This window comes from Campylobacter sp. CNRCH_2015_1657 (genome assembly GCF_025772685.1).
Lineage (GTDB): Bacteria > Campylobacterota > Campylobacteria > Campylobacterales > Campylobacteraceae > Campylobacter_D > Campylobacter_D lari_D.
Window position 1 is genome coordinate 64,381 of the sequence record NZ_JAKMSO010000005.1, and the last position, 21,296, is coordinate 85,676.

Here is a 21,296-nt window from a genome sequence, read left to right on the forward strand (position 1 = left end):
TAACCAAAATTACAAAATAATAAGCTCCTTGGTATTAAATTTTCTTACTTTCTACCTCTTTTAATATATCTTGAGAAATATCCCCTACTTCTTTAGTAGTTTCATTAGTAAAATTAGCTATTTTTACATTTTCTTTTGTGACATCTTCTAGTTGAATTATCGCATCATTGATTTGTGAAATACTTTGAGTTTGTTCATGCATTGATATAGAAACATCATTAACGCTTTGAACTAAAATATTTACATTAGCTTCTATCTCGCCTAAACTTCTTTCTGTCTTTTCAGCCAAATGACGCACCTCATCAGCAACCACAGCAAAACCTCTGCCATGTTCGCCCGCACGAGCAGCTTCTATGGCAGCATTTAATGCTAATAAATTTGTTTGCTCTGCTATGTCCTTGATCACATTTACTACTTCTTTAATATTTTCAGCTTGAGAAACAACCTCTGTAGTTTTACCTCCAACATTTTGCATAGAAATGTTTATTTGCTCTACTGCTTTTATGGATTTTTCCAAAGAATTTGATTGAGAATAAGTTCCATCAACAAGTTTTTGCATAAATTCTTCTAGTTTTTCACATTGTATAGTTAGTTTATGTGCAAATTTAGAAGAAGAAATCAACATCTTTTTGATTTCTGAACCTAAAACATTTGTTGTTATTTCTACACTTCCTTTTGCATTTTCAACCTGTGTTGAAAAATCTAAAGCCTTATAACTTTCAAGCACTCTATCAAGCTCGTTGATGTTTGATCCTATTTTCTCTTCTAAAATATCAAGCAATTCATTTAATACATTTTTTAACTCTATTAGTTGAGGATTTATAGGATCATTATCAATTCTAACAGATAAATCTCCAAGCTCTATCTCTTTCAACTTTTGAACACTTTCAAACACAGCCTTCTTGTCTTGCTTTAAATTCTTTTGGATATTTTTTATACCATTATTGATTTCTTTACCAATAATAGCAAATTCATCATTTCCTTTGATATTTAAATCTATATCTTTCATATCGCCTTTGTAGTTTAAACTTTCAAAAAAATCTTCTAAAGCTTCTTTAATAAATATAATTTTCTTAAGAAAATGCTCTATCATACCACCCAAAATAACGATAATAACAAGGACAAAAATCACACCAAATATAACTTGGGTAATTAAAAGTCCGTTTAAAACCTCATCATAATCACTCAAAGCATTAGAAGAACACAAAGTTAAAGAATTTTCTCCCATAATACACACAGCTAAGCGTTCTTGACCTTTAAGTTTATACAAAATCAAATCAGTAGTTTCATTTGGAGTTACACTTGCAACATTAACAAAATTTTTTAACACTTCTTTAACTTCATTGTCTTCATAAAAATCTATATTAGCAGAAGAATGAGCTATCATTTCCTTTCTTTCATTGATTAAAAACACATTATTACTTGCAGTAGTTTTTAATCTTCCAAAAGCATTGCGTATATCATCTAGAAAAAACTCACCTGCTAAAACTCCATAAAATTTCCCATCAATAACAATCGGAATTGACACTGACAAAGCTATTTTTTTAGTTACGACATCTAAAAAAGGTTCTGAAATGCTTACCTTATTTTTATTTTTTGCATTTTGATACCACACGCGTTCTCTAGCATCAAAACCATCTTTTTCTTGATTTAAAATAAAATGTTTTCCTTTAGAATTAATATCTACATCAATTAAGCTACCATCTTTTTCATACCCAACATAAATAGCATTAAAAGAATAAAAACCAAACATCTTTTCTAAAAAAGAACCAATATATTCCTCACTTACATTTTTATGTTCAATAATATTTGCAGCGATTTTTTTAATATTCTCTATCTTAGTATTGAAGTATAAATCTGAAAAATTTTTTCCATTTTTAACACTTTCTTGCTTTCCACTTACAATACTTTGAAGAATATCCGTTTTAGACGAATAATAATTTAGTCCAACAAAAATACCAAATCCAACAACCAAAATCAAAGCTGTGAAAAATGATATTTTCTTAGCTACAATAGTTTTAAACATTAAAATACCTCCTAATTTTGCAATAAATATAAAAACATTTTAATTAATTTCTAAAAAATTTTTCAAAAATAACACCTATAAAAATAAAAAGTAGAATTTTTGTCCTAAAAATACTCATTTATTAATTAAATTTTAGTTATATTTAATTTTTATTAAATATAATAAATAATTTTAAAAAAGGAGTAAATAATGAAATTTTTAACCTGTAGTAAAAGAATTTTATTGACATTAACTAGTTTAATATTTTTACTAAGCAATAATGTCTTTGCAAAAGATTTTGAACCTATCATCGTTATACATGGTGGAACAAGTGGCTTAGGACTTACCAAAGAAGAATTTGCCAAAAGAGAAAAGGTAATGAAAGAATCTTTAAAAGCAGGTCAAAGCATACTTGAAAAAGGAGGAAGCTCGGTTGATGCTGTTATAGCCGCTATTAAAGTAATGGAAGATAGTCCTGAATTTAATGCTGGGAAAGGTGCTGTTTTTACCTCTGATGGATTTAATGAGCTTGATGCATCTATAATGGATGGAAAAAATTTAAAAGCAGGTGCAGTTGCTATGGCTAGGACGATTAAAAATCCTATAGAAGCAGCAAGACTTGTTATGGAAAAAACACCCCATACTTTAATAGCGGGCGAGGGTGCTGATAAATTAGCCAAAAAACATGGCTTAGAAATAGTAGGACAAAAATACTTCTTTACAGAGCACAGATACAAACAACTTCAAGAAGCTAAAAAAAGCAAGGAAGTTTTATTAGATAGTGATAAGGCAAAAGCCCATCTTGGTGTAAGCACCGAGCCATATTTAGGCACAGTAGGTGCAATAGCTTTAGATAAAAACGGCAACCTAGCAGCAGGTACAAGCACAGGTGGCACTACAAATAAAATGACAGGACGCATTGGGGATTCTCCTATCATAGGAGCAGGAAATTATGCAAATAATGACTCAGTAGCAATTTCTTGCACAGGAACAGGTGACATTTACATAAGAGTAGCTGCAGCTCATGAAGTTGCGTCTTTATACAAATACAAAAAACTTTCAGTGCAAAAAGCAGCCCAAGAAACTATCAAACAAGTTGCAAAACTTGGTGGTACAGGCGGAATTATTTCAATAGATAAAAATGGAAAAGTTGGTTATGCTTGGACTAAAGATAAGCTTGGAATGTATCATGGACAAGCAAAAATCGGCGAAGAGCCAAAAGTATTTTGGCCGCTTGGAAATTAACGCAGTTTAACTTTTTTAATGCCTCGAAGTTTAAAAATCTTTGAGGCTCCACTTTCAAAAAACTTTTCATCTACTATTTTATCTGCATTTTGCATAGCCCAATTTAGATCAAATTTTTTTCCATGAATGTTTGCAGAAGTAGAATAAAGCCAATCAAACTTTTTTAAAAATTCCTCATGAGCACAATCTTTCACAACGCGTATTGCTTTAGAATTAGGATATAAAAAAGTAGTTTTTTTGGATTTTCTAATAGTATTTTTAAAATAATTTGGCACTCTTGTAAGTTTTTTAAGCTCACTAAATTTAGCCGTAGTAATTAAACAATCTTGCTTTAAAGGCCTTTTTTTTAAAGTATTAAGGGCTTTTAAGTCCTTACTTAAAAACCCTGCTGTTGTATCAGTTTGAGCAAGATAAATCATGTTTTTAAGTATTCTTGTAAGCTCTTTACTTCAAGACATGATTTATTTTGTATAGCTTTGATAGCTTTAATCCCCGCATAAGCTGCTCTTAGATTTGTAAAATATGGGATTTTAAAGCGTAAAATATTTGCTCTAATTTTTTTAGTGTCGCCTTTAAAACTATGCTCATCGCTAGTATTTATAGCAAGTTGAATTTGAGAATTTTTTAATTTATCCTCTACATTCGGGCGTCCTTCAGAAATTTTATGCACAAACTCACACTCCAAGCCCGCTTCTTGTAAAACTTTATAAGTTCCACTCGTAGCAATGATTTTAAATCCTAGCTTAATATACTCATTAGCTAAATCTACTGCATATTTTTTATCTTGCTCTCTTAGTGATAAAAACACATTACCACTTTCTGGTAAGAAATTTGAAGAAGCAAGTTGGCTTTTTGCATAAGAGTTATCAAAATCTTTACTTACTCCCATAACTTCACCGGTTGAGCGCATTTCAGGTCCAAGCTCAAGATCGCTTCCGCTAAGTTTAGCAAAAGGAAATACCACTGATTTTACACTAATATGTTTTGGCTTTTTAGCTCTTAAAATTCCGTTTTTTTCCTCTACCACTTGAAAGGTGTCATAAAATTTCAAGCTTTCTCTTAAATTTCCTTGCCACATCACGCGCGTTGCAACCTTAGCTAAAGGAATTCCTGTGGCTTTGCTCACAAAAGGCACAGTTCTACTAGCTCTTGGATTTACTTCTATCATATAAAGTTTATTATCATAAATAGCAAATTGTATATTTAAAAGTCCTACTACACCTAAATTTAAAGCAATATCTTTTGTTTTTTGCTCAATCATTTCAAGCATAGCTTCATCAATATTTACAACAGGTAAAGAGCAAGCGCTATCGCCTGAGTGAATTCCTGCTTCTTCAATATGCTCCATAATACCTGCTACATAAACTTCTTTTCCATCACTTATCGCATCTACATCAAGCTCAGTTGCATTATCTAAAAATTGATCGATTAATACCGGAGATTTATCACTCACATCTACTGCTTCTTGCATATAAAGTCTAAGCTCACTCTCATCATGCACTACACGCATTGCACGACCACCTAAAACATAACTTGGTCTAACAAGCACAGGATAACCTATCTCATTTGCTTTTATAATCGCTTCTTCTACACTTATGGCTGTGCCATTTTTAGGTTGATTTATACCTAGATCTTCAATAAATTTAGCAAATTTCTTTCTATCTTCAGCTAAATCTATTACCCTTGCACTTGTTCCTATGATCTTTGCCCCAAAAGCACTAAGGCGTTTTGCAAATTTAAGCGGAGTTTGACCGCCAAAATGCACTATCACTCCATCGGGTCTTTCTCTATCAATAACCGCTCTTAAATGCTCAAAATCAATTGGCTCAAAATACAAAATATCGCTTGTATCATAATCTGTTGAAACCGTTTCTGGGTTACAATTATACATTATAGTTTTTACACCCATATCTTTTAGAGCAAAAGAAGCATGCACGCAAGCATAATCAAACTCAATGCCTTGTCCTATGCGGTTTGGTCCACCACCTATAATCATCACTTTTTTATCTTTTTTATCTTTACTTTCTTTTACTTGCGTAGCTTCATTTGTATTAATACTTGAGTATAAATACGGGGTCAGTGCTTCAAATTCTCCTGCACAAGTATCTACTTCACTATATTGAGCGATGATTTTATGTTTAATTCTTGCATAATAAATATCATTTTGACTTAACTCAAGATTATCTTTTTGATTAATCAAGCTAGCGATTTTTTTATCTGAAAAACCTAAGGTTTTGGCTTTTCTTAATAGTTGCTTATTACTTAAAATATCCATATCTATTTGATTTTCAAATTCCACTATTTCTTTGATTTGATTTAAAAACCAAGGATCTATTTTGCAAAGCTCAAAAAGCTCTTGTGTGCTAAAACCTTCTCTAAAAGCTTGTGCTATATAAAGCATGCGTTTTTCATTAGCTTGGCGAATTTTTGTTAAAAGCTCATTTTTATCACATTCTATAGTATCAAACCCACTTAAATTTCTCTCAAGTGAGCAAAGTGCTTTTTGAATGCTTTCTTTAAAAGTTCTCCCTATAGCCATAACCTCACCCACGCTTTTCATAGCAGTGCCAAGCTCTGTGCTTGCATTTGGGAATTTTTCAAAAGTAAAACGAGGAATTTTAGTTACGATATAATCAATTACCGGTTCAAATGAAGCAGGAGTTCCTGTGATATCATTTTTAATCTCATCTAAACTAAATCCAACTGCTAAAAGTGTAGCTACCTTAGCTATAGGATAGCCCGTAGCTTTACTAGCTAGGGCTGAAGATCTTGAAACCCTAGGGTTCATTTCAATAACTATCATTCTACCATTAGTTGGATTGATAGCAAATTGCACATTTGATCCACCTGTATCTACTCCAATTTCTCTTAAAATAGCAAAAGAAGCATTACGCATCGCTTGGTATTCTTTATCAGTCAAAGTTAAAGCAGGAGCTATAGTAATAGAATCGCCTGTATGAACCCCCATAGGATCGACATTTTCAATAGAGCAAACGATAATACAATTGTCATTTTTATCTCTAATGACCTCCATTTCGTATTCTTTCCAACCAAGTAAGCTTTCTTCGATTAAAATTTCATGGATAGGGCTTAGCGCTAAAGCAGTATTTGCAAGTTCTGCAAACTCATCCATATTATACACCACGCCACTTCCTGCACCACCTAAGGTAAAAGAAGCTCTAATCATCAAAGGAAAACCAATCTCATCAACAGCTTTTAAAGCTTCTTCATAATTATACGCATACATAGATTTTGGCAAATCCATGCCGATTTTTTTCATACATTCTTTAAAAACTTGTCTGTCTTCGCCTTTTTTAATCGCTTCAGGATTTGCACCTAAAAATTTTACATCTGCAAGCTCGCCACTTTCATAAACTTCCATAGCAACATTCAAAGCAACTTGGCCACCCATAGTAGGTAAAATCGCATCGATTTTTTCTTTTTTGATAATACTTAGAATACTTTCTTTGGTAATTGGTTCTATATAAGTTGCATCAGCAAATTCAGGATCTGTCATAATCGTAGCCGGATTAGAATTGATCAAAACTACTCTATAACCTAGCTCTTTTAAAGTTTTTGCCGCTTGAGTTCCTGAGTAATCAAACTCACAAGCTTGACCTATAATGATAGGCCCACTGCCTATTAATAATATATTTTTTATATCTGTTCTTTTTGGCATGTATTTTCCTAAGCTGAATTTTTAGCCAAATTATAACAAATATAAGTTTTTTAGAAGTTGAATTTAACAAAGAATTTAGCTCTTAAAGAGCTAAATTTTATTGACGCTTACCAAAAGTTATAGCATAAGCTTCATTTCTTACATCAAATAAAGGATCTTGTGGTGGATTAACCCCTTGAGGTACATCCGAAGGAAAATATACATCAAAATTACAATCTTCATCGCTCAAGGCATTAACCTTAAAAGTCCCAACTAGACTTTCTTTGTGCTTACCACTCCATAAAGCCGTTGTTTCATTGGTAATATCATTTTTATTTGCATATACTAAATACATTTTATACTCAACCGGCTTATTAGCTTTTACACGATTTTGGAAATCTTCTTTTAAAAAATCACTACTCGCACTTTTCATTTGTGCTTCATTTAAATATGCCACACCTTCACTTGGAACTAATTTCCATCTTGCTGGTAAATAGTTTTCTCCGTTTGCTTGTTTAAAATAAAAAGTATGAATACTAAAAAATGGAGTATTTGCTACACTTTTACTAATGCCAATTTTATCAGTATATGCAGCAAAATTTCTATAAGAATCAACCTCTTGCATCATCTTGCTTATTTTTTCTTGATCGACTTTACCATTTACAGGAAGTCTCATTTCAAAAAACTGACCGAATTCTTTAGGATTTTTTGCGAAATTTATTTCTGTATTTAGCATAACCATAGTCCAAGAAGCAGAATCTTTAGGATCAGTAATTCTAATAGCCATACCTCTTGTTTTGCTTTTATCATCTTTAAAAGCTCCGCCCAAAGAATATCTTACTTGGATTGGCAAACTTTTTTGTGTTAATAAAGGCACATCAACTTCTTTATTGATAGACAAAGCTGGCTCAAAAGTTCCCATAGCACAAAAGCCTTTTGCATGATTAACTTTTGCTTTTGGATTTTTAGGATCAGCATTAAGTTGATAAAAAATATCTGCTATTTTTTGTGCATCATATTCCACTTCATTTGCATAAATAGCACCACTTAAACAGCAAAAAGCTAAACAACTACTGATATATTTTTTCATTTAATCTCCTAAATTTTTAAAATTCAGAGATAATTCTAATATTTAATAGTAAATAATAATTTATATCAACTAAAATAAATAACTTTTTATTAAAAATTTTCTACCATATAAAAATAACTTGGTACTTTCATTTTTACATAAGGTTTAACATATGCATTTTGATAGGCACCTTCTTCTTCTATTTTAAAAATTTCGCCCACTGGAATTCCTGAAAAGAAAATCTCATCTAAGCCACTTGTATAAACCTTATCGCCCATTTTAAGTTCAAGCCATTTAGGAATATATTTAACTAAAACATAATCATTTCTACCATGAGCTATACCTGGTGCTTGTTCCTTACCTATATATACGGAAAAAATACACTCTTCATCACCTTGTAAAAGTCCCAAAGCTCTACCATTTTTTTCTATAACTATGCCTGCTGTATAGCCATTATAAATTAAGCCTTTAATTTTTCCTTTATAATCCACATCAAGCCAAACCTTATGATAATCACTAATTTGAGCATAAGAAGTTGCCTTAACTAAACTAACATTAGGATAATAAAAACTTGAATTTTTATCACTTAAAATATTGTTTAATTCATTGGCAAAGTTTTTCATATAGATATTGTTTTTTTCAAGTTCAGCATTTCTTTCTCTTAATTTTTTAATTTCTTGAGCTTGATTAAAATGCTCATTAAATTTATCTTTTAAAAGATTAATGCTTTGAGAAAACTGATTAACAATAGCAATATTTAAATCTAAAACATTTCGTTTTATTATATCTCCATAATAAAACGAAACAAACACTAAAAAAGATAAAATTAAAACACTAAGAATTTTACTCTTCATTCGTTAGTTGGTGCAATAAAGAAATTTCTTCCAAAGCTTTACCTGTGCCTTTTGCCACTGCCAAAAGTGGCTCATCAGCTACATATACTGGAAGTTTTACAATTTCAGATAAATATTTATCAAGACCGCGTATTAAAGCTCCGCCTCCTGTTAAAACAACACCGTTTTCAACAATATCAGCTGCAAGATCAGGCGGCATCATTTCAAGAACGATTTTTAATGCATCAGCAATTTCTTTTAAATGCTCACGCATAGCCTCTCTTACATCTTCACTTGTTAACTCTATTCTATTTAACAATCCTGTTACTTGATCGCGTCCTTTAACTACCATAGAAAGCTCTTTTGGAAGCTGAACTGCTGAGCCTATTGCGATTTTGATTTCCTCGCCCGTTCTTTCACCTATGACAAGATTGTATTTTTCTTTTACATAATTTACTATACTAGTATCAAGCTTATCACCAGCTGTTCGGATAGATTTTGAAATCACAAGACCGCCTAAAGAAGTAACACCAATTTCAGTAGTACCACCGCCAATATCTACCACCAAGCTCCCTTGAGGCTCTCTAATTGGTAAATTTGCACCAATAGCTGCTGCCATAGGTTCTTCTATCAAAAATACTTCTCTAGCACCCGCACTTAACGCACTTTCTCTAACCGCTTTTCTTTCTACTTGGGTTAATCCATAAGGAACTGAAATGATAATTCTAGGTCTTAAAAAAGATTTTCTTCTATGAGTTTTTTCTATAAAATAACGGATCATTTTTTCAGTCATATCAAAATCAGCAATCACACCATCTTTCATAGGACGGATTGCTTCGATATTACCTGGGGTTTTTCCTACCATTTCCTTAGCTTCTTTTCCAACAGCTAAAATTTTAACCCTACCATATCTTTCACGCTCTACTGCAACAACCGAAGGTTCATCAATCACTATACCTTTATCTTTTACCAAAACTAAAGTATTTGCAGTACCTAAGTCAATCCCCATATCGCTTGAAAAAAATCCAATTATTTGATCTAAAATCATTCTCAGCCTTTAACTTTTTTATTTTTTATAAATAAAGGTTTTGCACCTTCTTTGATCACTTCTTTAGTAATTACTATGCTATATCCATTATACTCTGGCAAATCAAACATCAAATCTACCATCATTTCTTCAATAATACTTCTTAAACCTCTAGCGCCTGTTTTACGCTCTAGCGAAAGCTTAGCAATCTCTCTTAGCGCTTCATCTTCAAATTTTAATTCCACATTGTCAATAGCAAAAAGTTTTTGATATTGCTTAATAATGGCATTTTTTGGCTCAGTTAAAATACGCACCATGCTTTCTTCATCAAGCTCTTCTAAAGAAGCAAGTACATGCAATCTTCCTATAAGTTCAGGAATAAGCCCAAAATGCACTAAATCATCAGGCTCTAGTCTTTGAAGTAAAGCTTCTTTTTCATCTTTTTTATCATCAGTAAAAAAGCCCATGACATTATCGCCTAATTTTCTTTTAATAATATCACTAATACCATCAAAAGCCCCGCCACACACAAATAAAATATTGGTTGTATCTATTTGTATGAAGTCTTGATTTGGGTGTTTTCTACCGCCTTTTGGTGGGATATTTACCAAAGATCCTTCAATAATTTTGAGTAAGGCTTGTTGCACGCCCTCACCACTTACATCTCTTGTAATAGAGCGATTTTCGCCCATTCTTGCGATTTTGTCTATCTCATCGATAAATATAATCCCTTTTTGTGCTCTTTGCACATCTCCATCAGCAGCTTGTAAAAGACGAGTAAGGATATTTTCAACATCTTCTCCCACATAACCTGCTTCAGTTAAAGAAGTCGCATCACAAATTGCGATAGGAACATCTAAAAATCTAGCTAAAGTCTGTGCTAGTAAAGTTTTTCCACTTCCCGTTGGGCCTACTAATAAAATATTTGATTTTGCTAATTCTGTATCATCATCTTCTAAGTCAGATCTAAAAAGCCTTTTGTAGTGATTATACACCCCTACACTAAAGATTTTTTTAGCTCTATCTTGCCCGATAACATATTTATCTAAATATGCTTTTAATTCCTTAGGAGTAATATCTTTAAAATTTTCTTTATCAACTTCTTTATTTTTTAATTCTTTTTCCTCTCCAAAGAAAATATTACAAGCACTTTCGGCACAATACTCACATATAAAGGCATTATTATAATCATTTACTAAAATTCTTCTTTCACTTGTTTCTATTTCATTGCAAAAACTACATCTTTTAACCATGACTTTTTTCCTTATATATAGGAATTCCTCTTTTTGTTTCTAAGATAAAATTACACATTTTTTTCACATTTTCACTAGAAGTATTTTCTAGCAAACTTAAAGCATTATCTTTTAAACTTCCTTGTCTGAATAAAAATTTAAAAGCCTTGCTTAAAATATCCACTTCTTCTTTATCAAAGCGTCTTCTAATGCCTACTAAATTTAAACTTCTAATGCTTGCTCGATTTCCTTCAGCTAAGCAAAATGGCACCACATCTTGAGAAAGCGCACTAGCACCTGCTATCATACACCCCTCACCTACCTTAACAAACTGATGTATTGGAGTAAGTCCACCTACCACAGTATAATCTCCAAGTTCCACATGACCTGCTAAGGTGGCATTATTTGCTAAAATAATATTATCTCCAAGCAAACAATCATGTGCAATATGAGAATAAGCCATTATAAAAGCATTATCACCTATTCTTGTAAAACCATCGCCCTTAGCTGTACCTGAATTTATAGTAACAAATTCTCTAATAACTGCATTTTTTCCTATAATAACACCTGAATTTATCTCATCTTTATAAGATATATCTTGTGGGATATCTCCAACTATGGCATAAGAAAAAACTTTAGAATTTTCACCTATGCTTACATTAGGCAAAATTCTTGCACCTTGTTTGATGATAGTATTTGCACCTATATTGGCATTTTTTCCAACATAGGCATAGGCCTCTACTACAACACCATCTGCTATGATAGCTCCATCTTCTATAACAGCACTTGGATGAATTTTGTTCATCATTTATCTACTATCATAGCTTTAAGTTCAGCTTCTGCAACCAATTGTCCATCAACAAAAGCTTTTCCTTGAAAAATCCACATATTTCCACGATTTTTCACCACACTCATCTCATAATCAAGCCTATCACCTGGACGCACTGGATTTCTAAATTTAGCATTATCAATACCTGTAAAATACACTACTTTAGTGCTTGGATCTACCTTATCATCCATACTTTCAAACGCTAAAACCCCTCCAGTTTGTGCCATACCTTCTAAAATTAACACACCCGGGTAAATTGGATGATCTGGAAAATGCCCCATAAAAACATGGTCGCTTATACTAATATTTTTATAACCTCTAACAACTTCTTTATTTTTTAATTCTACGATTTTATCTACAAGTAAAAATGGATACCTATGTGGTAAAATTTTTTGAATTTGCATTACATCTATCATAAATTTAGCCTTAAAATATATTCAAAATTCAGATTTTACAAAAAAAATATTAACAAACTAGTTAAGTTTTATAACTTCACAATCTTTTCTTTACTATCAAAATAAATTTCACTTTTTGCTATAAATTCATAAGCACCTTTGGTGATATTTTCAACAATAATCACCGGCGAAAGATCATAAGCGCCAAAATGCTTTTGCCTTATTTTGATTTCTTGCTCTATTTTTAAAGGATTTTGTAAAAAATCTTCAAAATTTTTAAATCGCATTTTGCACAAACTATTTAAATAATCAAAACTCCATAAATTAATCTCATCCTTTACGCTTTTATAGCACTTTAAATCCTCTTCTAAAATACTAAATTTAGTGTAAGAATTTTTAAAATGAGAATAAAATAAAACATGAGTTTTTATGGCTTTTTTGTTTTCTTTTATCAAAGCTCTTAGTAAGCGGTAATTTAAAAATTTCTCTCTTTGAATTTCAAATTTAACACCCTTTTTTTCTAAATTTTTTACTTGATTGTAAAATTTTATCTTTTCTTCTATGCTTGAAGGTAATATTTGTTTGTTTATAGGACTCATAAGCTCATCTATAAAAGCTTTTTGGCCTTTTTGTTTAGAAAGTGCATAAATACACCCACAATAATTTTGATGATAAAGCATATCTTGCTTAGCTAAGGCAAATTGTCTTTGCGTGCCTCCATTTTTTCTAAAATCAGGTGCCAAAAACTCTATACCAAATTTATCGCATTCTTTTTGTAAAGCTAATTTTAGCTGCTCTAAGTCTTTTTTAGGGGATGTTAAAAGGGTTGTTGTAAGTTTTTTTTCACCAATTTTTTGAGCAAATTCAACACTTTTATGCATTCTAAAATCAAAACAAATTTGACATCTTGCGCCTTTTTCAGGCTCGTCTTCATAACCCTTTACACTCTCAAGCCATTTTTCATACTCATATTCACCTTTATAAAGCTTAACACCCAATTTATCACAACTACGCTTAACATCTAAAAATCTAAGTTCATGCTCACTATAAGGATGAATATTTGGATCATAAAAAAAACCTATAATTTTCTCATCAGGATAAGTTTTGCTTAATTCTTGTATAAAATAATGACTATCCACACTACAGCAAATATGCACTAGCATAATTCTTTTAACACCTTAAAAGCATGATCTTTAGCTTTTACATTTTTATAAATTTTTGAGATTTTTCCATTTTCATCAATCACAAAAGTAGATCTTATAAGCCCCTCATACTCTTTACCATAATTTTTCTTTAAACCCCAAGCACCATAAAGTTTGCAAATTTCTTTTTCACTATCGCTTAATAAAGTGTGTTTTAAATCATATTTTTTTATGAAATTTTCATGCGATTTAACACTATCTGGACTAATACCTATAATCACAGCATTTTGCTCTAAAAAATCCTCATAACTTTGACTAAATTCACAAGCTTGTGTGGTACAACCTGGGGTGTTATCTTTTGGATAAAAATACAAAATAATTTTTTTACCCAAGAAATCACTTAAAGAAATTTTAACTCCATCTTGATTTAAAAGTTCAAACACAGGAGCTTTATCACCAATTTGCAATTCTTTCATTTTTTATCTTTCAATCTTAATTTTTCTACACTTTCACCACCAAAAGCAATATTATATGGCTCAATATCTTCCAACATGATCACTATATTTTGCTTTGGCTTGTTGTATTTTGTATGTAAAAGTTCTGTAATATCTGCTATTAACTCTTCTTTTTGTGTTTTGCTAAATTCTGGTTTAGCTAATTTGATATTTATAATTGGCATGATTTTTCCTTGTTTCAAATATAATAATTTTACTATATTCTAGTAATTATTAGTATATTTTTGATAAAATTAGTTTTATTTTCAACAAAAAGGCTTAGTTATGATTAGGGCAAAAAAAATTTGGATGGATGGAAAAATCATTGATTTTGATGATGCAAAAATTCATGTTTTAACACATTCATTACATTATGCAAATGCAGTTTTTGAAGGAACAAGAGCTTATAAAACACAAAATGGTTTAGCAATTTTTAGATTAAAAGAACACACCAAAAGACTTTTAGAGTCTGCAAAAATTACTTTAATTAATTCTCCTTTTTCTCAAGAAGAACTTGAAAATGCACAAGTTGAACTTTTAAGAGCAAATGATTTTCAAAATAACACCTATTTGCGACCATTAATCTTTTTAGGTGATGGTACTATGGGAGTTTATCATGCTAAAGCTCCTGTTAGGGTAGCTATTGCTGCTTGGGAATGGGGTGCTTATTTAGGTGAAGAAGGCTTAGAAAAAGGTATTAAGGTTAAAATTTCTTCTTTTGCTAGAAATAGTGTAAAATCTAGCTTAGGTAAAGCAAAAGCGAGTGCAAATTATTTAAATTCTCAAATGGCTAAATATGAAGCTATAGAAGCAGGATATGAGGAAGCCTTAATGCTCGATGAAGAAGGTTTTGTAGCAGAAGGAACAGGTGAGTGTTTTTTTATGATTAAAGATAATAAGCTAATCACACCACCAAATGATTTTTCATTAAAAAGTATCACTCAAGATACTGTTTTAAAAATTGCACATGATTTGGGCATAAGTGTAGTGCGTCAAAGAATTTCAAGAGATGAAGTTTATGTAGCTGATGAAGCATTTTTCACAGGAACTGCAGCAGAAATAACTCCGATAAATAATATTGATGCAAGAATTATAGGAGATGGAAAAAGAGGTGAGCTAACGACAAAGCTTCAAAATGCGTATTTTGATATAGTTTATGGACGCAATGAAAAATACGCTTCTATGCTAACTTATATTTAACAAAGGAACTAAATGCCAGCTGATTTGAATGATTATTTTAATAAAAAAAACAATCAAAACAACAATAAGCAAAATTTAAACTTCAAAACACCAGAATTTAATTTCAAAGGTTTTGGGAAATTTTCCCCATTAATTTATAGTGCAATTGCGATTATTTTAGTTTTTGCACTTTTTAAACCTTTTGCAATAGTAAATTCAGGGGAAATGGGGATCAAATCCACTACAGGTAAATACAGCCCTACCCCACTTGAACCAGGACTTCATTTTTTTATGCCTATACTGCAAAAAATCACTATCGTAGATACTAGAGTAAGACAAATCAACTATGCTTCAATCGAAGGAATAAATGAAAATTTACAAATAGGATCAGGCGTTGTTAATAAAAATAGTATTTCAGTGCTTGATTCAAGAGGCTTGCCTGTATCTATTGATGTAACCGTTCAATACAGATTAAATCCTTTACAAGTTCCTCAAACTATCGCAACATGGGGGCTTAATTGGGAAAATAAAATCATAGATCCAGTAGTAAGAGATGTTGTAAGAAATGTTGTAGGTCAATACACTGCAGAAGAGCTTCCAACAAATCGTAATACTATAGCGGTGCAAATTGATCAGGGCATTAGAAAAACTATTGAAAGCCAACCAAATGAGCCTGCTGAGCTTCAAGCAGTTCAGCTTAGAGAAATTATCTTACCTATAAAAGTAAAAGAACAAATCGAAAGAGTACAAATTGCTAAACAAGAAGCTGAAAGAACTAAATATGAAGTTGAAAGAGCTAACCAAGAAGCACTTAAAAAAGCGGCTTTAGCTGAAGGGGAGGCAAATGCAACTATTATTAGTGCTAAAGGTAGAGCAAGTGCCGTAAAAATTGAAGCTGATGCGCAAGCATATTCAAATAGAGAAATAGCAAAAAGTTTAAATAATCCTTTACTTGATTTAAAACAAATTGAAACCCAAAAGCAATTTAATGAAGCACTTAAAGTCAATAAAGATGCTAAAATTTTCTTAACACCAGGCGGAGCTGTGCCAAATATTTGGGTTGATAGCAAAGATAATAAAAGAACAAGTTCAGTAGCAAATTAAAAAATAAAGAAGTGATGATGAATGTTCAACATATCCGAGAGCAAATGATCTTTTATACAGCTCATTTGCACTTGATCGATTTTTTGTTAATGGCTTTAGTTGTATTCTTTTTCATTATCACTTTATTTATTGCTTTGATTGTTAGAAACAAACCTACTTTTGCTTTTATTATAATTTTTTTAGGAATTTTATGTTCACTTAGTATTGCGTATTTGGGATATTTTTTAATTGATACTAAAGTTAGATCCAGAATAGCTAGCTTAGATAATGCTCAATTTTTTGTATATGATAATTCTTTAAGTGTTGATTATAGCTTGACAAATACTTCTAAAAAAAGTTTTAAATTTTGCAAAATAAAAGTAGAAGTATTTAGAAAAAGCGATGAAAATAATACTTTTAAAAATTTAATACATTTATTAAAACCATTAAGAAGTAAATCTACCACTATCGAAAAAACAATAAGTCCCAACCAAACTATTAATCTAAAAACCAAATTTTCCGATTTTAATGAAGGTCAAGATTTTGATATTAAAATTAATTCAAAGTGTTTTTAATGGGATATTTTACTTTTTTTCATATTCTTATCATTTTTATTATGCTAGCTTCAACATTCCTTACTTGGATTTTATTCTATTTAAAAATACAAAACAAAAAATATATGATAATTTTTTGCATAATAAGTTTTATATTAGCCTCAATCTTAACTATTTCTTTATTATTAACTATAGATCAATACACAAAAAAAGCTAGTTTGAGTAATTTTTCAACCTACAGACGCTTAGCTACAGAAAGTATTATTATAAAAGGTAGAGTAACCAACGATACTAATTTTAAAATTTCAGAATGCTTTTTAGAACTTAGAATTATTGATAATAATAAAAAGCATGAAATCAGTGGAGAAATTTTTAATCAACAAAATTTTGATAGCATAAAAAAAGCAAATCAACAACAAAGAGATGTTTCGTATAATATTAACATTGCAAATCAATTATCAGGTCATACCTACAAAGACTTTTCTTTTGAAGTGGGATTGCCACCTCATTTTCAAAGTTATAAAATTTTTAAACAATTAAAATGCAGATAAGGATTATTTAATAAAATAATCCCCATCAAAACTAATCAAAGAATATTTTCTTTCATTGCCTATGCTTGAAACTAGCTCATTAATATCTAAAAAAGTCAAACTATCTGCACCTGTATATTCTCTAACCTCTTCAATACTCTTATTAGCTGAAATTAACTCTTCAAAAGTTGGAGTGTCTATACCATAAATATCAGGAAATTTGATTTCTGGACAAGCTATAGCCAAATGAATTTTTCTAGCACCTGCTTGTCTTAAAAGTGTGATGATTTTTTTAGAAGTTGTTCCTCTTACTACACTATCATCAATCACCACTATATCTTTACCTTCTAAAACTTTCTTCATAGGATTTAATTTCAGTTTTACTTTTAAATTTCTCATTTCTTGAGTTGGCTCTATGAAAGTTCTTCCAACATAGTGATTTCTAACTATGGCCATTTCAAGTGGAATTTTTAAATATTGCGCAAAACCTATAGCAGCACTTACTCCACTATCAGGAACAGGCACTACAAAATCTACTTTTTCTTTAAATTTTTTAGCCAAGGCTTCACCCATTTTTTTACGCACTTCATATACACTTTTACCTTCTATAATACTATCAGGTCTAGCAAAATAAATATATTCAAATGCACAAATTCTTGGATCTGTTTTATCAAAAACTTGAATGCTTTCAAACTCATCACTACCTTGAGTAAAAACTAGCATTTCACCGGGCTTTATATCGCGGATAAATTCAGCTTCTATCAAATCAAAAGCACAAGTTTCACTCGCTACAATATATCCACCATCTTTTAATTTTCCCAAAGATAAAGGTCTAACCCCATAAGGATCTCTTACCACAAAAAGTTGATTTTTACTAGCTAACATAAAGCAATATGCACCCTTACTTTGCATTAGACTTTCTATAAATCTATCTTTTAAAGTTTCTTTTTTGCTTTTTGCTATTAAATGTACAACATTTTCCGTGTCCATATTAGAATGAAAAATAGCTCCATTATCAATTAACTCTTTTCTAACTTCTTCTTTATTAATCAAATTTCCATTATGCACTAAAGAAATATCACCCAAAGAACAAGTAGCTGCAACAGGCTGTGCATCATGCAAAGAAGAATTTCCGGCGGTAGAATAACGATTATGCCCTATAGCTATACTACCTTTTAAATCTGCTAAAATTTGAGTATTAAAAATTTGTCCTACTTCACCTTTAGCTTTATGAGTTTTGATATTTAAACCATCACTTACACTAATTCCACTTGCTTCTTGGCCACGATGTTGCATAGCAAATAAAGCATAATAAGCCACCGTGCTTGCATTTTTTGAATTAATTACTCCAACTACCGCACACATTTAAATTCCTAAACAATCGTCTATATCATATAAGCCATTTTCTTGAGAAACTAGCCATTTAGCACATCTAATAGCCCCCATAGCAAAAGTAGCTCTTGAAGTAGCACTATGATTTAATTCTATAAATTCACCATCATTATAAAATCCAACTCTATGGGAACCCACTATATCACCACCTCTTAAGCTCATCACTGCGATTTCATCTTTACTTCTTTGACCAATAATCCCATCTCTACCACTTACTCTAACCTTTTCCAAATCTAAATTCCTAGCCTTAGCGACATTTTGTGCTAAAGTCATAGCTGTACCACTTGGAGCGTCTTTTTTCTTATTGTGGTGCATTTCAAGTATTTCTATATCAAAATCCCTTAAAGCTTCACTTGCTAAACATGAAAGTTTTTTTAAAATAGCTACACCCAAAGACATATTGGTAGCATAAAGAATTGGCATAGTAATGCTTGCACTTTGCATTAACTCATTTTGCTTAGCATCTAATCCTGTAGTACCTATCACTAAAGGTTTAGGATTGCTTCTTGCGTATAACAACAAATCCTCACAACCTTTCGGGGAAGAAAAATCAATTATTACATCGCATTTGTTAAAAAATTCTTCATAGCTTGATCCTTGATAAAAAAATGCACTTGCTTTAGCATCTTTTTGATCTTGTAAACAATTTTCAATTTGTTTACCCATGCGACCATTGCTCCCATGAATTCCTATACATATCATAAATTTATCCTTTATATTTGCAGTGAGAAATTGTATCACTAAGTTAATTAATACAATATTACATACCATGAGCAAAAGTTTCCAAAAAGTTTCCAAAAAACTTTAAATTTATAACACATTTTTAAAAGGAGTTTTATGAAAAGAAGAACATTTTTGAAAGGTTCAGCTTTGGGTTCCATGGTAGCATTTTTTGCTAGCTCAAATTTAAATGCGAGTTTATTAAAAGATAAAGATTTACTAAATTTTAAAGAAATACCTGCTAGCACAGAAGATAAAGTTATCGTACCAGATGGCTACAAAGCAGATATTTTAATCTCATGGGGCGATCCTCTTTTTAGCAAAGCATCTATTTATGATGAAGAAAAAAATATCGATAAAAAAGCTGTGGAAAATGCTAAATTAACTTTTGGGGACAATAACGATGGTATGAGTTTTTTTCCTCTTTCAAAAGATAGGGCTATACTAGCTATTAATAATGAATATATAAATCCTGAAATTATGTTTAAACATCAAGGTAAAAATCTTAGCTTAGAAGATATTTTATATGAACAAGCAAATTTAGGAGTGAGTATTTTTGAAATAAAAAAAGAAAAAGATCAATGGTCTGTGGTGCTTGATTCTAAATACAACCGCAGAATCGATGCAAATACAAAAATGAGCATTAGTGGTCCAGCAAAACAACAAGTACTTCAAAATGAAAATTTTATACATGGAACTTTAAATAATTGTGCCAATGGAAAAACACCTTGGGGAACATATCTTACTTGCGAAGAAAATATAAATGATTTTTTTGGAAGTTTAGATGAAAAAATTAAATTTTCAAAAGAGCAACTTAGATTTGGATTTAAAGCTCAAAGTCAATATGGGTGGGAAAAATTTGATGAAAGATTTGATTTAAGTAAAAATCCAAACGAGGCAAATAAATTTGGATGGGTTGTAGAAATTGATCCATTTGATCCAAACAGCATACCTATAAAAAGAACAGCTCTTGGAAGATTTAAACACGAAAATGCAGAATTAATTGTAGAAGATGATGGAACCGTTGTAATTTATATGGGAGATGATGAAGCCAATGAATTTATTTATAAATTTATAAGCAAACATAAATATAAAAAAGGTCTAGATACTAGCAAAATTTTAGATGAAGGAACCTTATATGTAGCACAATTTAATGGAAAAATAGGAGATTTTAGAGGGAGTGGAAAATGGATTGAGTTAGAATATGGTAAAAATAACCTTAATAAAGAAAATGGTTTTAACTCTCAAGCAGATGTGTTAATCAATGCTAGAATTGCTGGATCTATTGTAAATGCAACTCCTATGGATAGATGTGAATGGATAGCAAGCCATAAAGAAAGTGGCTCAAAAGAAGTATTTGCTACCTTAACAAACAATAAAAAAAATAATAACCCAAATCCAGCAAACCCAAGAACAAAAAATATTTACGGACAAATAATTAAATGGGAGCATAAAAATTCTCATAAAGATGATGAATTTACTTGGGAAATTTTTGCACTTGCAGGAAACCCTGATAATCAAACAAGTTTAAATAAAGGTTCAAACAACATTACAAGTAATAATAAATTTAATTCCCCCGATGGATTAAGTTTTGATAGAGATGGTCGCCTTTGGATACAAACTGATGGAAACTATTCTAATCAAGAAGAATTTGAAGGCATGGGAAATAATTGTATGTTAGCAGCTAATCCAAAAACAGGGGAAATAAAAAGATTTTTAACAGGACCAATAGCTTGCGAAATAACAGGAATTGCTTTTAGTCAAGATTATAAAACTATGTTTGTTGGAATTCAACATCCAGGAGAGAAATTAAAAGGCAGTCAATTTCCTTATGGCAAAACACCAAGATCAAGTATAATAGCAATAAGTAAAATTGATGGCGGAGTTATTGGAAGTTAATCAATTTACA

The 21,296-nt window shown here is 31.0% G+C and carries 20 protein-coding genes and 1 pseudogene; 6 read left to right on the forward strand and 15 right to left on the reverse strand.

Features of this window, described 5'->3' with window-relative positions; genetic code table 11:
* Positions 1-34: 34 nt before the first annotated feature.
* Complete coding sequence (locus tag L8X27_RS08055; protein ID WP_404842198.1) at positions 35-1,228, reverse strand: methyl-accepting chemotaxis protein; 1,194 nt, start codon at positions 1,226-1,228, stop codon at positions 35-37.
* A 21-nt stretch (positions 1,229-1,249) separates the two neighbouring features.
* A pseudogene (locus tag L8X27_RS08060) lies at positions 1,250-2,026 on the reverse strand (cache domain-containing protein); the annotation flags it as partial.
* Between the two features lie 189 nt (positions 2,027-2,215).
* Between L8X27_RS08060 and L8X27_RS04865 the strand changes: the two are divergent.
* A complete protein-coding gene (locus L8X27_RS04865) occupies positions 2,216-3,250 on the forward strand; it encodes an isoaspartyl peptidase/L-asparaginase family protein (RefSeq protein ID WP_263659513.1) in 1,035 nt (344 codons plus the stop codon).
* On the opposite strand, the gene L8X27_RS04870 is transcribed toward L8X27_RS04865, so the two are convergent.
* From L8X27_RS04870 to L8X27_RS04920, 11 genes are all read right to left on the reverse strand, one after another.
* On the reverse strand, positions 3,247-3,669 hold the full coding sequence (locus tag L8X27_RS04870) for a Sua5 YciO YrdC YwlC family protein (RefSeq protein ID WP_263671214.1): 423 nt from the start codon (positions 3,667-3,669) through the stop codon (positions 3,247-3,249). The two genes, L8X27_RS04865 and L8X27_RS04870, sit on opposite strands and share 4 nt — an antisense overlap.
* The gene (carB, locus tag L8X27_RS04875) at positions 3,666-6,929 is read right to left on the reverse strand and encodes a carbamoyl-phosphate synthase large subunit (protein ID WP_263671213.1); all 3,264 of its coding nucleotides are present in this window, start codon (positions 6,927-6,929) and stop codon (positions 3,666-3,668) included. The genes L8X27_RS04870 and carB overlap by 4 nt, the downstream gene beginning before the upstream one ends.
* A 97-nt stretch (positions 6,930-7,026) precedes the next feature.
* Positions 7,027-7,998: a catalase gene (locus tag L8X27_RS04880; RefSeq protein ID WP_263660462.1), complete on the reverse strand. Its 972-nt coding sequence runs from the start codon at positions 7,996-7,998 to the stop codon at positions 7,027-7,029.
* Between the two features lie 89 nt (positions 7,999-8,087).
* Positions 8,088-8,831, reverse strand: a complete 744-nt coding sequence (gene mreC, locus L8X27_RS04885; protein ID WP_133319511.1) for a rod shape-determining protein MreC — start codon at positions 8,829-8,831, stop codon at positions 8,088-8,090.
* Positions 8,821-9,858: a rod shape-determining protein gene (locus tag L8X27_RS04890; RefSeq protein WP_012662095.1), complete on the reverse strand. Its 1,038-nt coding sequence runs from the start codon at positions 9,856-9,858 to the stop codon at positions 8,821-8,823. The genes mreC and L8X27_RS04890 overlap by 11 nt, the downstream gene beginning before the upstream one ends.
* Before the next feature lie 2 nt (positions 9,859-9,860).
* On the reverse strand, positions 9,861-11,090 hold the full coding sequence (clpX, locus tag L8X27_RS04895; RefSeq protein WP_039619273.1) for an ATP-dependent Clp protease ATP-binding subunit ClpX: 1,230 nt from the start codon (positions 11,088-11,090) through the stop codon (positions 9,861-9,863).
* The gene (lpxA, locus tag L8X27_RS04900; RefSeq protein ID WP_263671243.1) at positions 11,083-11,874 is read right to left on the reverse strand and encodes an acyl-ACP--UDP-N-acetylglucosamine O-acyltransferase; all 792 of its coding nucleotides are present in this window, start codon (positions 11,872-11,874) and stop codon (positions 11,083-11,085) included. Before lpxA ends, clpX begins: the two co-directional genes overlap by 8 nt.
* Complete coding sequence (fabZ, locus tag L8X27_RS04905) at positions 11,874-12,314, reverse strand: 3-hydroxyacyl-ACP dehydratase FabZ (protein WP_039619275.1); 441 nt, start codon at positions 12,312-12,314, stop codon at positions 11,874-11,876. Before fabZ ends, lpxA begins: the two co-directional genes overlap by 1 nt.
* Before the next feature lie 68 nt (positions 12,315-12,382).
* Positions 12,383-13,456 (reverse strand): epoxyqueuosine reductase QueH, encoded by a 1,074-nt coding sequence (locus tag L8X27_RS04910; protein ID WP_263665493.1) that lies wholly within the window; start codon positions 13,454-13,456, stop codon positions 12,383-12,385.
* Positions 13,450-13,911, reverse strand: a complete 462-nt coding sequence (gene bcp / locus L8X27_RS04915) for a thioredoxin-dependent thiol peroxidase (RefSeq protein ID WP_263659520.1) — start codon at positions 13,909-13,911, stop codon at positions 13,450-13,452. Before bcp ends, L8X27_RS04910 begins: the two co-directional genes overlap by 7 nt.
* Entirely contained in the window at positions 13,908-14,114 is a 207-nt protein-coding gene (locus tag L8X27_RS04920; protein WP_133319508.1) for a tautomerase family protein, read from the reverse strand. The genes bcp and L8X27_RS04920 overlap by 4 nt, the downstream gene beginning before the upstream one ends.
* A gap of 100 nt (positions 14,115-14,214) precedes the next feature.
* Here L8X27_RS04920 and ilvE point away from each other — a divergent pair, with 100 nt between their 5' ends.
* Genes ilvE through L8X27_RS04940 form a run of 4 tightly spaced genes read left to right on the forward strand, consistent with a single transcriptional unit; the run spans position 14,215 to position 17,296 of the window.
* Entirely contained in the window at positions 14,215-15,129 is a 915-nt protein-coding gene (gene ilvE, locus L8X27_RS04925) for a branched-chain-amino-acid transaminase (protein ID WP_133319507.1), read from the forward strand.
* Positions 15,130-15,141: 12 nt separating this feature from the next.
* Positions 15,142-16,212 carry a prohibitin family protein gene (locus tag L8X27_RS04930; protein WP_133319506.1) on the forward strand — a complete coding sequence of 357 codons (1,071 nt, stop codon included), beginning with the start codon at positions 15,142-15,144 and terminating at the stop codon, positions 16,210-16,212.
* Positions 16,213-16,229: 17 nt separating this feature from the next.
* Positions 16,230-16,766 carry a DUF2393 family protein gene (locus tag L8X27_RS04935; RefSeq protein WP_133319505.1) on the forward strand — a complete coding sequence of 179 codons (537 nt, stop codon included), beginning with the start codon at positions 16,230-16,232 and terminating at the stop codon, positions 16,764-16,766.
* A 41-nt stretch (positions 16,767-16,807) separates the two neighbouring features.
* The gene (locus tag L8X27_RS04940) at positions 16,808-17,296 is read left to right on the forward strand and encodes a DUF2393 domain-containing protein (protein ID WP_259443337.1); all 489 of its coding nucleotides are present in this window, start codon (positions 16,808-16,810) and stop codon (positions 17,294-17,296) included.
* Between the two features lie 3 nt (positions 17,297-17,299).
* Here the strand turns inward: L8X27_RS04940 and purF are convergent, their stop codons facing one another.
* Together purF and dapB are read right to left on the reverse strand one after the other, a co-directional pair.
* Positions 17,300-18,640, reverse strand: a complete 1,341-nt coding sequence (gene purF, locus L8X27_RS04945) for an amidophosphoribosyltransferase (RefSeq protein ID WP_220566553.1) — start codon at positions 18,638-18,640, stop codon at positions 17,300-17,302.
* Positions 18,641-19,369 carry a 4-hydroxy-tetrahydrodipicolinate reductase gene (gene dapB, locus L8X27_RS04950; RefSeq protein WP_133319502.1) on the reverse strand — a complete coding sequence of 243 codons (729 nt, stop codon included), beginning with the start codon at positions 19,367-19,369 and terminating at the stop codon, positions 18,641-18,643. It lies immediately after the preceding gene.
* Between the two features lie 135 nt (positions 19,370-19,504).
* Between dapB and L8X27_RS04955 the strand changes: the two genes are divergently transcribed.
* Positions 19,505-21,286, forward strand: coding sequence for a PhoX family protein (locus L8X27_RS04955; protein ID WP_263671212.1), 1,782 nt, complete (start codon positions 19,505-19,507; stop codon positions 21,284-21,286).
* Positions 21,287-21,296: the final 10 nt, after the last annotated feature.

Coding starts and splice junctions, on each gene's coding strand:
- L8X27_RS08055 (WP_404842198.1), bottom strand. CDS start 1,228: ATGGGAGAAAATTCTTTAACTTTGTGTTCTTCTAATGCTTTGAGTGAT.
- L8X27_RS04865 (WP_263659513.1), top strand. CDS start 2,216: ATGAAATTTTTAACCTGTAGTAAAAGAATTTTATTGACATTAACTAGT.
- L8X27_RS04870 (WP_263671214.1), bottom strand. CDS start 3,669: ATGATTTATCTTGCTCAAACTGATACAACAGCAGGGTTTTTAAGTAAG.
- carB (WP_263671213.1), bottom strand. CDS start 6,929: ATGCCAAAAAGAACAGATATAAAAAATATATTATTAATAGGCAGTGGG.
- L8X27_RS04880 (WP_263660462.1), bottom strand. CDS start 7,998: ATGAAAAAATATATCAGTAGTTGTTTAGCTTTTTGCTGTTTAAGTGGT.
- mreC (WP_133319511.1), bottom strand. CDS start 8,831: ATGAAGAGTAAAATTCTTAGTGTTTTAATTTTATCTTTTTTAGTGTTT.
- L8X27_RS04890 (WP_012662095.1), bottom strand. CDS start 9,858: ATGATTTTAGATCAAATAATTGGATTTTTTTCAAGCGATATGGGGATT.
- clpX (WP_039619273.1), bottom strand. CDS start 11,090: ATGGTTAAAAGATGTAGTTTTTGCAATGAAATAGAAACAAGTGAAAGA.
- lpxA (WP_263671243.1), bottom strand. CDS start 11,874: ATGAACAAAATTCATCCAAGTGCTGTTATAGAAGATGGAGCTATCATA.
- fabZ (WP_039619275.1), bottom strand. CDS start 12,314: ATGATAGATGTAATGCAAATTCAAAAAATTTTACCACATAGGTATCCA.
- L8X27_RS04910 (WP_263665493.1), bottom strand. CDS start 13,456: ATGCTAGTGCATATTTGCTGTAGTGTGGATAGTCATTATTTTATACAA.
- bcp (WP_263659520.1), bottom strand. CDS start 13,911: ATGAAAGAATTGCAAATTGGTGATAAAGCTCCTGTGTTTGAACTTTTA.
- L8X27_RS04920 (WP_133319508.1), bottom strand. CDS start 14,114: ATGCCAATTATAAATATCAAATTAGCTAAACCAGAATTTAGCAAAACA.
- ilvE (WP_133319507.1), top strand. CDS start 14,215: ATGATTAGGGCAAAAAAAATTTGGATGGATGGAAAAATCATTGATTTT.
- L8X27_RS04930 (WP_133319506.1), top strand. CDS start 15,142: ATGCCAGCTGATTTGAATGATTATTTTAATAAAAAAAACAATCAAAAC.
- L8X27_RS04935 (WP_133319505.1), top strand. CDS start 16,230: ATGAATGTTCAACATATCCGAGAGCAAATGATCTTTTATACAGCTCAT.
- L8X27_RS04940 (WP_259443337.1), top strand. CDS start 16,808: ATGCTAGCTTCAACATTCCTTACTTGGATTTTATTCTATTTAAAAATA.
- purF (WP_220566553.1), bottom strand. CDS start 18,640: ATGTGTGCGGTAGTTGGAGTAATTAATTCAAAAAATGCAAGCACGGTG.
- dapB (WP_133319502.1), bottom strand. CDS start 19,369: ATGATATGTATAGGAATTCATGGGAGCAATGGTCGCATGGGTAAACAA.
- L8X27_RS04955 (WP_263671212.1), top strand. CDS start 19,505: ATGAAAAGAAGAACATTTTTGAAAGGTTCAGCTTTGGGTTCCATGGTA.